The sequence below is a fragment of the Pseudarthrobacter arbutini genome (genome assembly GCF_054510915.1).
The window spans coordinates 21,808-35,236 of record NZ_JBTNDQ010000019.1 but is presented as its reverse complement, the minus strand read 5'-3'; the positions used below and the strand labels follow the sequence as shown (position 1 = coordinate 35,236).

Below are 13,429 nucleotides of genomic sequence, written 5' to 3'. Positions count from 1 at the left end.
CGGGTTTTGACAATATGTGCCCCAATGGGTGCCGGATGTGGCGGTACGTCAGGGGCAGGAGTGTTGCCACATATGGAAAACGAACAAACACCAGCCGTTAATGATGAAGCCGTCGCCGAGGCTACGGAAGCGCCCAAGAAGGCTACCCGGACACGTCGGAAGGCAGTGCCGAAGGCCGCAGAGGCCGTACCGGTGAATGACGCCGCCGAGGCTGAGCCTGCGACGGATGCCGCTCCGGAACCCAAGACGCCGGTCCGCCGGACCCGCGCACGTAAGACGGTGGTCGCCGCCGAACCCTTGCCGGCCTTCGCTGCTGAGGTTCTGGAAGCACCTGCCGCCGTTGTTACCGAGACCGCCGTAGATACTGCCGGCGTCGAACACGCGGCCGAAGCTGCAGCGCCTGAGGCTGCAGCGGAGACCAAGCCTGTCCGCCGCCGCCGCGTGGCCACCCGCAAAACCTCGGCCCCCGACGTCGCTCCCGCGGCCGTAGAACAGACAGCTCCGGAGCAGGCAGCCCCTGAAACTGCAGCAACGCAGGCCCCGGAAGCAGAGGAGGTCGCCGCTGCGGCGCCCGCAGCAGCCGCCGTCGCCCCCGTCAACGCTGCCCCGATCAACGCTGCCGCCGCGCCGGCTGAAGAGCCAGCTGCTGCTGAGACTGCCAGCCCGTTCAGTTCACTGTTCCTTGAGCCGGCGTCCACCACATCGGTGCTTTTCCAGGCCCCCGACCTCAGCACTGTGGTCCGCCCCGCGCCGGTTGCTGCCGTGGTTGAAGAGCCGGAAGAGGACGACGCCGAAGACGGCGAAGCGGACGACGCCAACGGCCGCCGCAGGCGCCGCAGCCGTGGTCGCCGTGGACGCAGCCGCACAGGCGAAAGCGATGCTGACGGTGATAGCGAAGGCGACGAAGGCGCAGCCGAAGAAACCGATGAGGAATCCGCCGGGCAGGCCGATGAGGGCGTGACGTCCCGCCGTCGTCGTCGCCGCCGCCGTGGCGACCAGGATCTGGAACTGACCGGAGGAGAAGGCGACGACCCGCCCAACACGGTGACCCGTGTCCGCGCGCCGCGCGCCGCGACCGAAGCGCCGGTCAACAACCGCGTCACGTCTGTCAAGGGTTCCACCCGCCTCGAAGCCAAGAAGCAGCGCCGCCGCGAATCCCGCGACACCGGCCGCCGCCGCACCGTCATCACCGAGGCCGAGTTCCTGGCCCGCCGCGAATCAGTTGACCGGCAGATGATCGTCCGTCAGCGCGACGACAGAATCCAGATCGGCGTCCTCGAAGACGGCGTCCTGGCCGAGCACTTTGTCTCCAAGACCCAGCAGGACTCCCTGATCGGCAACGTCTACCTCGGCAAGGTGCAGAACGTCCTGCCGTCCATGGAAGCGGCGTTCGTTGACATCGGACGCGGCCGCAACGCCGTCCTGTACGCCGGTGAAGTGAACTGGGAAGCCGTTAACCTCGAAGGCAAGCAGCGCCGGATCGAAAACGCGCTCAAGTCCGGCGACACCGTCCTGGTCCAGGTCACCAAGGATCCCGTGGGCCACAAGGGTGCACGCCTGACCAGCCAGATCTCGCTGCCCGGCCGCTACCTGGTCTATGTACCCGGCGGCTCCATGACCGGAATCTCCCGCAAACTGCCCGACGTCGAGCGAAACCGCCTCAAGCGCATCCTCAAGGACCGCCTCCCGGAGCACGCCGGCGTCATCGTCCGCACCGCTGCCGAAGGCGCCTCGGAAGAGGAGCTCACGCACGACATCAACCGGCTGCGGGCCCAGTGGGAGGGCATCGAAAGCCAGTCCACGTCCACCAAGATCCTCGCCCCGGAGCTGCTCTACGGCGAACCTGACCTCACCATCAAGGTGGTCCGTGATGTCTTCAACGAGGACTTCTCCAAGCTGATCGTCTCCGGTGAAGAGGCCTGGGACACCATCGAGGCCTACGTCACCTACGTTGCCCCGGACCTCGTGGGCCGCCTGGAAAAGTGGACCAAGGACCAGGACATCTTCGCTGCGTGGCGGATCGATGAGCAGATCCACAAGGCCCTGGAACGCAAGGTCTTCCTGCCTTCGGGCGGCTCGCTGGTCATCGACCGTACCGAAGCCATGACCGTGGTGGACGTCAACACCGGCAAGTTCACCGGCAGTGGCGGCAACCTCGAGGAAACCGTCACCAAGAACAACCTCGAGGCAGCTGAAGAAGTGGTCCGGCAGCTCCGGCTCCGCGACATCGGCGGCATCATCGTCATCGACTTCATCGACATGGTCCTCGAATCCAACCGCGACCTTGTCCTCCGCCGCATGGTGGAATGCCTGGGCCGCGACCGGACCAAGCACCAGGTGGCCGAAGTGACCTCGCTGGGCCTCGTACAGATGACGCGCAAGCGCATGGGCACCGGGCTCCTGGAAGTCTTCGGCGAGCAGTGTGAAACCTGTGCAGGCCGCGGAATTGTCACCCACGACGACCCCGTGGAACACCGCCGCGCCAACACTGTAGCCGCGGAGCACCACGTGCAGCGTGTGGACAGCCGCCCGGAAACCCAGCGCACCGATAGCGTGCGGACTGACAGCCAGCGCCCGGACAGCCAGCCGGGTGGCCGCACTGACCGGAAGCGCCGCCGCGGACGGGGCGGCCAGCCGCTGGAAACGGCACCGGCAGCTCCGGTGCAGATCCACACGGTCCACCCGGAAGCCAGTGATGCCGAGCGACATGCCAAGGCGGAGGCCACGCGGGCAGCGCTTGCGAACATTGCGGCCGCAGCCCACGCTGCGCACCTGCACGACGACGAAGTGGCTCACGCATCAGCCGCCGCGGGCCGGCAGCCTGCGGCTGCGGTGCCGGCTCCGGCTGAGCGGTCCGAAACGGACTCCAACGGCCGTCCGGCCGCAGTGCTGACATTCGGCGGCGAGCAGGTTGTGCTTCCGTTCGTGGCGCACCACGATGACCAGCCGCACTCACCTGCCCTGACACTTGATCGCCTCGCGGAGGCCTTCGCGCACCTTGGCGAGCCGGCACCTGTAGCGGAAAGCAAGCCGTCGGCATTCCAGGCAACTGAAACCCAGCCGGCTGAACCTGCCCGCCAGCAGCAGCCAGCCGCGGCGGAGAAGGATTACTCCGACCACACCGAGGAGCCCCGCGCCCGCCGTCCCCGGCGGAACCGGAGTGCCAGCCGCGCCCAGGGCGCAGCCAACGCCACGTCCGTAGAGCATCACGAAGCCGCTCCGGCGGCTGCCGCCGGACACACCCACGCCGCCAAGGCGCCGGAGCCCGTCAAGGCTCCTGTGGCCGACAAACCGGTTGCCGCCAACGCGCCCATCATCCTGGGCGTAGGAGTTCCGGCCTCGGAGCTCTGACCAAGCAGTAGGGCAAGCCAATACAACGGCGCCCGGACGTGCCTGTGAATCACAGGCTGCGTCCGGGCGTCCGGCGTTAAGTCGCGAGGAACGCTAGGCTGGTGACTGACACGGGGTGCCGCGCAGAGAGCCGGCTGAGATCCACACCCGTTGAACCTGTCCGGTTAGCACCGGCGAAGGGATGTCTCCTTTGGCTTCAACTTCTGTCCTTCCTCCTGCAACACCCGCGGCGGCTCTGCCGGAAACCCCAGCAACCCGGGCTGAGGTCCGGCCCGCACCAGCCCGCTCTTCTGCGGTCCGGGTGCTGCGTGACGTTCCGCGGGTGCTGTCCATTGCCGGATCGGACCCTTCAGGGGGCGCGGGCGTCCAGGCCGACCTCAAAAGCATTGCAGCCCTTGGCGGCTACGGCATGGCGGCCATCACCGCGCTGACGGTCCAAAACACCCAGGGGGTCCAGGCGGTTCACGTCCCGCCTGCGTCCTTCCTGGGCCAGCAGCTCGATGCCATCAGCGATGACATCACCATCGACGCGGTCAAGATCGGCATGCTGGGCGACGCTGCGGTGATAGGCGTGGTCCGCGACTGGCTGGAAAAGGTGCGTCCCGCCGTCGTCGTTCTTGATCCGGTCATGGTGGCCACGAGCGGCGACCGGCTGCTGCAGGAGTCTTCCGAGGCGGCCCTGCGGGAGCTGCTCCCGCTCGTGGACCTGATCACCCCCAACCTGGCCGAACTGGCCATCCTGGTGGGGGAGCCGCAGGCGAGGGAATGGCACGACGCGCTCGGGCAGGGGCAGCGGTTGTCCGCCGCGACCGGTGCCACCGTCCTGGTCAAGGGCGGCCATCTCGACGGCGGTGCGTGCCCGGATGCCCTGGTCAACGCTGCCGGGCTGCTCGCCCAGGAGGTGGTGGAAGTGAGCGGGGACAGGATCCCCACGCGCAACAGCCACGGCACCGGCTGCTCGCTGTCGTCGGCCATGGCCACGGCTCAGGCCCGGCTGGGGGACTGGGAAGCCGCACTACGGCAGGTGAAGCCCTGGCTGGTGGGCGCGCTGCAGGCCTCTGACCAACTTGAGGTGGGCGAGGGCAATGGCCCCATCAACCACTTCCACCACATGCAACAGATTCCGGCAGTCGGCGAGTTCGCAGAGACGCTGCGCCGGGCGTCGGAGCCGGATCTTGCAGCCATCTACGGGCTGGATTTCATCCGCGACCTGACGGCCGGCACGTTGGCTGAGGAACAGTTCGCCTATTACCTCGCCCAGGACGCCATCTACCTCAACGGCTATTCGCGGGTCCTCGCCCGGGCCAGCGCGCTGGCGCCCACGGAAGCCGCCCAGCTGTTCTGGGCAAAGTCGGCCCAGCAATGCCTTGAGGTCGAGTCCGAACTGCACCGCACGTGGCTAAGCACCAGGACAGTGGACTCTGTCCTGGGACCTGTCACCAAGTCCTACGTGGACCACCTGCTGGCGGCCTCGGCCTCCGGCAGCTACGCGGTGCTCGTTGCGGCGGTGCTGCCGTGCTTCTGGTTGTATGCCGAAGTGGGACAGACCCTCCACGAGGAGTTCCTGGCTGCGGGTGCACCGGCAGCACATCCTTATGCCGACTGGCTGCGGGCCTATGCTGACGAGGATTTCGCCCAGGCCACGCGTGACGCCATCGCCTTGGCTGACGACGCCGGCCGGAGTGCTTCCGCGGATGAACGGGCGGCGATGCTGGTGGCTTTCAGGCAGTCGTGCCGGTTTGAGGTGGAATTCTTCGACGCGCCGCGAATTCATTCCTGACAGGCTGCGGCCCGTGCGGCCTGTACGATAGTCAGGCACGGTTTTGGATTGTCAGTGCAGTACCTGCTTGTGGGTCCTATCACAGACAACCTGCCGTAACCAGCCTCATTTGCGGCCGAAGGCAAAATTAGCGTATTCTAGATCTTCGGTGCTTACGCCAACACTTGGGTTACGACCCCACGGCGTTGAGGCACAGCGAGAACCCAGCCAATTATGGAACAGGGTTCAGCACGCAAATTTAGTAATAAACGTCGAGAGAAGTGAGTTCCCAAGTGGTGTACGCGATTGTCCGCGCAGGCGGCCGCCAAGAGAAGGTTTCCGTTGGAGACTTCGTTACCCTGAACCGCGTCCCCGGTGGAGCCGGCAGCACCTTTGAGTTGCCCGCACTGCTCCTGGTAGACGGTGACAAAGTCACCTCTGCTGCTGCGGACCTGGCCAAGGTAACGGTTACGGCTGAGATCCTCGAAGACCTCCGTGGTCCGAAGATCGTCATCCAGAAGTTCAAGAACAAGACCGGTTACAAGAAGCGCCAGGGTCACCGTCAGGAATTGACCAAGGTCAAGATCACGGGTATCAAGTAACTCTTCGTTACTGTTCAGGTTCTTCAGCAGATTCCCCAGAATTTAAAGGCAGGCATTTCAAATGGCACATAAAAAAGGCGCGAGTTCCACTCGCAACGGTCGTGACTCCAACGCCCAGTACCTCGGCGTCAAGCGCTTCGGCGGCCAGGTAGTTTCCGCAGGCGAGATCATCGTTCGCCAGCGTGGCACCCACTTCCACCCGGGCGCCGGCGTTGGACGTGGCGGCGACGACACACTGTTCGCACTGGCCCCGGGAGCCGTCCAGTTCGGCACCCGCCGCGGTCGCCGCGTTGTTAACATCGTTGCTGCTGCAGCTGCAGAGTAACAAATAGTTCTGAAGCGGTGGAGCGGGCCATTTTGGTCCGCTCCACTGTTCTTTTAACCGCATTACAATCGTCTTGGCGCCTTTGGGCGTACAGGAAACAGCACTGAGGAGATCCACGTGGCGAGCTTTGTAGACCGGGTAGTACTGCACGTATCCGGCGGTACCGGCGGCCACGGGTGTGTCTCTGTCCACCGGGAGAAGTTCAAGCCCCTGGGCGGTCCCGACGGCGGCAACGGCGGCGACGGCGGCGACGTCATCCTGCGCGTTGATCACCAGACCACCACGCTGCTTGACTACCACCACGCCCCGCACCGCCACGCCACCAACGGTGGCCCCGGCATGGGTGACTGGCGCGGTGGCAAGAGCGGCGAGACCCTCATCCTGCCCGTACCGGACGGCACCGTGGTCAAGTCCAAGGACGGCACCGTCCTGGCGGACCTGGTCGGCGAAGGCGCCGAGTATGTGGCGGCCGCCGGCGGCCTGGGCGGCCTGGGCAATGCCTCGCTGTCCTCGCAGAAGCGCCGTGCCCCGGGCTTCGCCCTGCTGGGCATCGAGGGTGACGCCAGCGATATTGTGCTGGAACTGAAGTCCATCGCCGACATCGCGCTGGTGGGTTTCCCCTCTGCCGGCAAATCCAGCCTGATCGCGGCCATGTCCGCCGCTCGGCCCAAGATCGCCGATTACCCCTTCACCACGCTGATCCCGAACCTGGGCGTTGTCCAGTCCGGCGATGTCCGCTTCACCATTGCCGACGTCCCGGGCCTCATCGAGGGCGCCAGCGAAGGCAAGGGCCTTGGCCACCACTTCCTGCGCCACGTCGAGCGCTGCGCCGCCCTGGTGCACGTGCTGGACTGCGGCACGCTTGAATCCGACCGTGACCCGTTGGCAGACCTGGCCATCATCGAGGCCGAGCTGGAAAAATACTCCGTGGACATGAGCTACGCGGGTACCGACGGCGAAGTGGTTCCGCTGAACCACCGGCCGCGCCTGGTGGCCCTGAACAAGGTGGACCTCCCGGACGGCAAGGACATGGCTGAATTTGTCCGCCCGGAACTCGAGTCACGCGGCTACCGGGTCTTCGAGATCTCGGCCACCAGCCACGAGGGTCTCCGCCAGCTGGGCTTTGCCATGGCGGAAATTGTCCAGGCCGCCCGCGACGCCCTCGCGGCCGCCCCGCCCAAGGTCCAGCCGCCCGTTCTGCGGCCCCGCGCCGTCAACGAATCCGGTTTCAAGATCCGCCGCGAGGAGAAGAACCTCGAGCCGCTGTTCCGCGTCCTGGGCGACAAGCCCGTCCGCTGGGTCAAGCAGACCGACTTCACCAACGAGGAAGCCATCGGTTACCTCGCCGACCGCCTGGCCAAGCTGGGCGTCGAAAACGAACTGTTCAAGCAGGGCGCCACGCCGGGCGACACCGTGGTGATCGGCGAGGACGACGGCGTCGTCTTCGACTGGGAGCCCACCATGATGGCCGGCGCCGAACTGCTGGCGGCACCGCGTGGCACCGACGTCCGCTTCGCCGACATCGGCGACCGGCCCACCCGCGGGCAGAAGCGGGACGAGCAGGTGGAACGCCGCGAGGCCAAGGCCGCCGCCCGCGCCGAGCTCGAAGCCGAGCGCAAGGCCGGGATCTGGACCGAATCGGTCAGCGGCCGCCGCGTCGCCAAGCCGGTCAAGGAGAGTGGACTGGGCGCAGAAGATGACCAGTAGCTCCGTCTCCGCGGTCCCGCGGAAGCGCGCCGCGGACCGAAGTGTGCTCTCGGATGCCCGCAGGATTGTTGTTAAGGTCGGCTCATCGTCGCTGACCAGCATCAAGGGCGGCATCTCGGAAGAATCGCTGACCGCCCTCGCCGATGCGCTGGCAGCCAAGCGGAACTCCGGGACCGAGATCATCCTGGTGTCCTCCGGCGCCATCGCGGCCGGCCTGGCACCGCTGGGTCTCGCCAAGCGGCCGCGGGACCTGGCTACGCAGCAGGCCGCGGCCAGCGTGGGCCAGGGACTGCTCATGGCCCGCTACACCCAGGCGTTCGGCGCCCACGGCGTAACCGTCAGCCAGGTGCTGCTCACCGCCGATGACCTGATGCGCCGGAGCCAGCACACCAACGCCTTCCGTGCCCTGGACCGCCTCCTCAACCTTGGCGTGGTACCGGTGGTCAACGAAAACGACACCGTGGCCACGCACGAGATCCGTTTCGGTGACAACGACCGCCTTGCGGCCCTGGTGGCCCACCTCGTCCGCGCCGACGCGCTGGTGCTCCTCTCCGACGTCGACTCCCTCTATGACGGTCCGCCGTCGCACGGCGCCAAGCGGATTCCGCTCGTGGAAGGTCCGCACGACCTCGACGGCGTCACCATCGGCAAGGCAGGCAAAGCCGGCGTCGGAACCGGCGGCATGACCACCAAAGTGGAAGCCGCCACCATCGCGGCCGGTTCAGGGATCCATGCCCTGGTCACGTCCACCGCCAACGCCGCCGCCGCCCTGGCCGGCGAGGACGTTGGCACCTGGTTCAAGGTCAATGGCGCCCGCAAGCCGGTCCGGCTGCTGTGGCTTGAGCACCTTGCCTCCGTGCATGGCAGGCTGATCCTCGACGACGGCGCCGTCAAGGCAGTGCGCCACCGCCGCACTTCGCTGCTTCCGGCCGGCATCTCCGCGGTGGACGGCGATTTTGAGGCGGGCGACGCCGTCGAAATCGTCAGTGCCGACGGCACCGTCATTGCCCGCGGCCTCGTCAACTACTCCGCCGCGGAACTGCCCCAGATGCTGGGACGGTCCACCAAGGAGCTTGGCAAGGCGCTGGGCCGCGGATATGACCGTGAAGTTGTTCACGTTGACGACCTGGTGCTGGTCTGAGCCTGCGGCTCGCCTAAACTTGGATCATGACTGAGGCACTGATTCACAACACTGCTGCGATTTCCGGGGATACCACTGCTGTTCCCGCTGCCCCGGAAGCGCCTGCATCAGCTGCCGTTCCGTTGTCCGCCGAGGACGTCGAAGCGGCGGTCCACGCCGTCGCCGACCGTTCCAAGCACGCGGCCCGCCGGATGGCGAGTGCCAACAGGGCCTGGAAGGACCGTGGCCTGCGCGCCATCGGAGCTGCCCTGCTGGCGCGGAAGGACCAGATCCTGGCCGCCAACGCCAAGGATGTTGCCGCCGGCAAGGCCAACGGCACCTCGGCGGCCATGCTGGACCGGCTGACGCTTACTGACGCCCGCATTACCGGGCTCGTTGACGCCCTGGAAAACCTTGCCAACCTGCCCGACCCGGTAGGCAACGTGGTCCGCGGCCAGACGCTGCCCAACGGTCTCCGCCTGCGCCAAATCAACGTGCCCATGGGTGTCGTCGCAGCCATTTACGAGGCCCGGCCCAACGTCACCGTTGACATCGCCGGTCTCGCGCTCAAGAGCGGCAACGCCGTTATCCTCCGCGGCGGCACCGCCGCTGCAGCCACTAACGACGCCTTGGTCCACGTTCTCCGCGAAGCCCTGGACGGTGTGGGCCTTCCCGCCGATGCCGTGCAGACAGTGGACCAGTACGGACGGGAAGGCGCGAATGCGCTGATGCGGGCCCGCGGCCGGGTTGATGTCCTGATTCCGCGCGGGGGCCGGGATCTGATCCAGTCCGTGGTGTTGAACGCCGCCGTGCCGGTCATCGAGACCGGCGAGGGCAACGTGCATATCTTCATCGACGAATCCGCCAGCGAGGACATGGCGGTGGAGATCCTGCTGAACGCCAAGACCCAGCGGCCCAGTGTCTGCAACACCGTGGAGACGCTGCTGGTCCATTCGCGGTCCACCGTGCTGCCCGCCGTCGCCGCCGCGCTGCGCGGCGCCGGGGTCACCCTCCACGCCGACGAGCGCATCCGTGCGGCGCTGCCTTCATCTGTTGAGTCCGTGCCGGCAACGGATGAGGATTGGGGAACCGAGTACATGGACCTGGACCTCGCTGTCGCAATGGTGGACAGCCTGGATGACGCCGTCAAGCACATCCGGACCTGGTCCACAGGCCACACCGAAGCGATCCTCACCAACGACCTGGCCAACGCGGAGCGGTTCATCGCCGAGGTTGACTCTGCCGCGGTCATCGTCAACGCGTCCACGCGGTTTACCGACGGCGGCGAGCTGGGCCTCGGTGCCGAGGTTGGCATCTCCACGCAGAAGCTGCACGCCCGCGGCCCGATGGGACTGACAGAGCTCACCACCACTAAGTGGATCGTGCAGGGCGAGGGCCAGGTCCGCGGGTAGCAACGCGGTAATATAGACAGAAGTCCGGAACGGCGGGACAATCCGCTGCCACATCCTTGAACCTTAGGGGAGAAAATGCTGCTCCAGCAGATCGCCATGACCGTTGCCGAAGGCGGAGAACACGCACCCGCTCCGATCTGGGCTGAGCCGTGGGTGTTCGGCGTATCCATTTTCGCCATCCTGCTGGTGATGATGTTCGTTACGCTCTCCTACTCGAACCTGGGCAACCGGCACACCGTAACGGATGAGCACGCCGATCCGCACCGCCAGCACCCCAACAAGCACGACCACGGCCAAGGCCACTGAAATTTCCCGTGTTCTGCACCGTGACGGTGCGCAAAGGCGGCTGCGGCTGGGCGTGATGGGCGGGACGTTTGATCCCATCCACCACGGCCACCTTGTTGCAGCCAGCGAAGTGGCCGCCAAGTTCGGCCTGGATGAAGTGGTCTTTGTCCCCACCGGGCAGCCGTGGCAAAAGTCGCACAAGCAGGTCAGTGAGCCTGAGCACCGCTACCTCATGACGGTGATCGCCACGGCATCGAACCCCCGCTTCACCGTCAGCAGGGTGGATATTGACCGGCCCGGTCGCACGTATACCATTGATACCTTGCGGGATCTCCGGACCCAACGTCCGGATGCGGATCTGTTCTTCATTACCGGTGCGGATGCGCTGGCGCAGATTCTGTCCTGGAAGGACATCGACGAGCTGTGGTCACTGGCCCATTTTGTCGGTGTGACACGGCCGGGACATGTGCTTGATGGCATGGGCCGCAAGGACGTCAGCCTCCTCGAGGTGCCTGCCATGGCCATCTCGTCCACGGACTGCCGTGTCCGTGTAGCCGGGAACAACCCCGTCTGGTACCTCGTGCCGGACGGAGTGGTCCAATACATCGCCAAATATGGTCTGTACGCCGAGGGATCAGATCCCGAGGACGTCCGAACTACCGAAACAGACGAGCCAGCCAGTACTGAATGAGTCCTCAATGAGTCAGGAAAAGCCCCCCGTCCGCAGCCGCCGCGAACTGCGGCAGGCCAGAGATGAGAACACGGCTCCCGGGTCCAACGGCCCGGGCCAGGTTTCGCCTGCCTCAAAACAACGGCGCGCGGCTGACGCCGCGGTGGATTCCGTCCCCGAGCAGTCCCAAGCGCAGCGGTCCTCGCAGATCCGGGCCCGCGACCGCGCGGCGCTGCGTGCGATCAAGGAACTCGAGGAGAAAGAGGGCCAGCTTTCCGCAGGAGGCCCTCCCACGCGCAGGCAGTTGCGGCTCCAGCAACTGAAGGAACAGGCCGTCACCTCGGCCAATCCCATCATTCCCGCTCCCATGGGGCAGCCTTTGCCAAGCCAACCCGCGCCGAGCCAACCTAAGCCAGCCCCAACGAAGCCAGGTCACGACACTGCTGTATCCGCCGATATGGCCGGGCCCACCGCGCCGGCGAACGGTGCAGGTGTTCCGGCTGGCATGAGCGTGGAGCAGGCACTCGCAGCCCGCACGCTCATCGCCGAGCAGGCCAAGAATCAGCTGGCCAAGATGGAACACATCGCCTCGCTGGACCCCGAAGCAGTGGATCCGGACATTCTTGCGGAACAGATCGCCTTGGCCGAGCGCGCGGCGGTGCTGAACCGCCGGGCGATGGCCAAGCGGAAGCTGGCCGAGCAGGCCGCCCCTGCACAGCCAGTATCAGTACCCACGCAGGCTGCCAATCCGCAGGCCGCGGCCACCCAATCCGTTCCCCAGACGGGCCCGGCCACCGCCGACAACCTGGCCATGGTCACGCCGCTGGAGTTCGTGCAGGTACCCGGCGTCGACCGTCCTGTGATGAAACCCCCGGCGACCTCCTACGTGCCGTTGGCGACCCAGGCCGGACCTAAGGTCCGGCCTGGCGGCAAGGGCCGCCGGCCGTCCAGTACGTCCAACGAGCCGGCCGCGGGTTCTGCGCAGGCGGCCGCTTCGGGCCGTTCCCGGGTGATCGCCCGTGCGGAGGCTGCTGCCAGGGCCGCCGCGGCACCGAAGCGCGTCGTCCCCGTCCAGCCCACCGTGGCCGATACACCAGTTGGGGAGCCGGACGATCTGTTCGATGACCTGCCACGCATCCCGGCCCGGTCAGCGCATGGGCTGGAGCCGCTGGATGCGGCGACGGCGGGCCTGGCCCGCGCGAAGCGGCTCAGGCTTATGCAGGTCCTCGTCCTGGCTTTTGGGATCGTGGCCCTTATTTCCGGCGTTATCCTCATCGTCAGCGGCATCTCCAGCTGACCAGGCAACGCCCTTTTACGAAGCTTTAGAAAACTACAAGGAGTCCCATGACTGCAACAGATTCATCCATCGCCATTGCCCGCCAAGCCGCCAAGGCAGCCGCGGACAAGATTGCCCACGACATTGTGGCCCTCGATGTCAGCGAACGGCTGGCACTGGCAGACGTCTTCCTCATCGCATCCGCGCCGAGCGAGCGCCAGGTCAACGCCATCGTTGACGGCATCGAAGAAGAACTTTCCAAGCAGGACCTCCGTCCGGTACGCCGCGAAGGCCGCTCCGGCGGGCGCTGGGTACTGCTGGATTACTCGGACATCGTCATCCACGTCCAGCATGAAGAGGACCGCGTTTTCTACGCCCTGGAGCGCCTGTGGAAGGACTGCCCGGTAGTTGACCTGCAGCTGGGCGAGGACACTTCAGCCAAGGCGACGGCGGCCTCCGACTCCGAATAGCAGGCCTTGCCGGCCCGAATATGCCCGATTTGGAATTTTCGGAAAAGCTGGTCTAAGATATTTGAGTTGCTCCGGGGAGACCGCGGAGTAACGAAGGTCCGGGGCTGTGGCGCAGCTGGTAGCGCACCTGCATGGCATGCAGGGGGTCAGGGGTTCGAGTCCCCTCAGCTCCACCGGATAATCCGCCGGAATCGAAAGATTCCGGCGGATTTTTTGTGTACCCAGCAGAGTCCGGGGCTTATGCCCAGACCTGGGCTTTGAAGGTCCGGATATGTGAACATGCTTGGGAATCTTGCGGTGCCGGAGATTACCGCTCCCATTCCGCGCAGTTCCCCGCACCATTCTGAGAGCCGTGTCCCACTTGACTCGCAATTGCGTCATAAATGTGCAATAGAGAAAATTGCCGCCAATTCGTGAACTTCCGGGTGATACATTTTCCCCATCATCTGGAG

The 13,429-nt window shown here is 65.9% G+C and carries 11 protein-coding genes, 1 tRNA gene and 1 riboswitch; all 12 genes read left to right on the top strand.

What is annotated here, in order from left to right:
- The first annotated feature begins 72 nt into the window (after positions 1-72).
- The 12 genes from ACX80V_RS18995 (at position 73) to ACX80V_RS18940 (ending at position 13,150) form a co-directional block, all read left to right on the top strand.
- Entirely contained in the window at positions 73-3,351 is a 3,279-nt protein-coding gene (locus tag ACX80V_RS18995; RefSeq protein ID WP_485844463.1) for an Rne/Rng family ribonuclease, read from the top strand.
- Positions 3,352-3,452: 101 nt separating this feature from the next.
- Positions 3,453-3,550: riboswitch (TPP riboswitch) on the top strand.
- Positions 3,533-5,131: a bifunctional hydroxymethylpyrimidine kinase/phosphomethylpyrimidine kinase gene (gene thiD, locus ACX80V_RS18990; protein ID WP_485844462.1), complete on the top strand. Its 1,599-nt coding sequence runs from the start codon at positions 3,533-3,535 to the stop codon at positions 5,129-5,131. (Overlaps the previous riboswitch by 18 nt.)
- Positions 5,132-5,403: 272 nt before the next feature.
- Entirely contained in the window at positions 5,404-5,712 is a 309-nt protein-coding gene (gene rplU / locus ACX80V_RS18985) for a 50S ribosomal protein L21 (RefSeq protein WP_018773353.1), read from the top strand.
- 61 nt (positions 5,713-5,773) lie between these two features.
- Positions 5,774-6,037 carry a 50S ribosomal protein L27 gene (rpmA, locus tag ACX80V_RS18980; protein WP_056340543.1) on the top strand — a complete coding sequence of 88 codons (264 nt, stop codon included), beginning with the start codon at positions 5,774-5,776 and terminating at the stop codon, positions 6,035-6,037.
- 117 nt (positions 6,038-6,154) lie between these two features.
- Positions 6,155-7,744, top strand: a complete 1,590-nt coding sequence (obgE, locus tag ACX80V_RS18975; protein WP_485844461.1) for a GTPase ObgE — start codon at positions 6,155-6,157, stop codon at positions 7,742-7,744.
- Positions 7,734-8,885, top strand: a complete 1,152-nt coding sequence (gene proB / locus ACX80V_RS18970; RefSeq protein WP_248760284.1) for a glutamate 5-kinase — start codon at positions 7,734-7,736, stop codon at positions 8,883-8,885. The genes obgE and proB overlap by 11 nt, the downstream gene beginning before the upstream one ends.
- Positions 8,886-8,911: 26 nt before the next feature.
- Positions 8,912-10,276, top strand: coding sequence for a glutamate-5-semialdehyde dehydrogenase (locus ACX80V_RS18965; protein WP_485844460.1), 1,365 nt, complete (start codon positions 8,912-8,914; stop codon positions 10,274-10,276).
- 75 nt (positions 10,277-10,351) lie between these two features.
- Complete coding sequence (locus ACX80V_RS18960; protein ID WP_056340536.1) at positions 10,352-10,582, top strand: hypothetical protein; 231 nt, start codon at positions 10,352-10,354, stop codon at positions 10,580-10,582.
- Entirely contained in the window at positions 10,521-11,252 is a 732-nt protein-coding gene (gene nadD, locus ACX80V_RS18955) for a nicotinate-nucleotide adenylyltransferase (RefSeq protein ID WP_256468649.1), read from the top strand. Before ACX80V_RS18960 ends, nadD begins: the two co-directional genes overlap by 62 nt.
- A 7-nt stretch (positions 11,253-11,259) precedes the next feature.
- A complete protein-coding gene (locus tag ACX80V_RS18950; protein WP_485844459.1) occupies positions 11,260-12,528 on the top strand; it encodes a hypothetical protein in 1,269 nt (422 codons plus the stop codon).
- A gap of 47 nt (positions 12,529-12,575) precedes the next feature.
- Complete coding sequence (gene rsfS, locus ACX80V_RS18945; protein WP_058932218.1) at positions 12,576-12,977, top strand: ribosome silencing factor; 402 nt, start codon at positions 12,576-12,578, stop codon at positions 12,975-12,977.
- A 100-nt stretch (positions 12,978-13,077) separates the two neighbouring features.
- Positions 13,078-13,150: transfer RNA gene (locus ACX80V_RS18940), tRNA-Ala, on the top strand.
- The last annotated feature ends 279 nt before the right edge of the window (positions 13,151-13,429 follow it).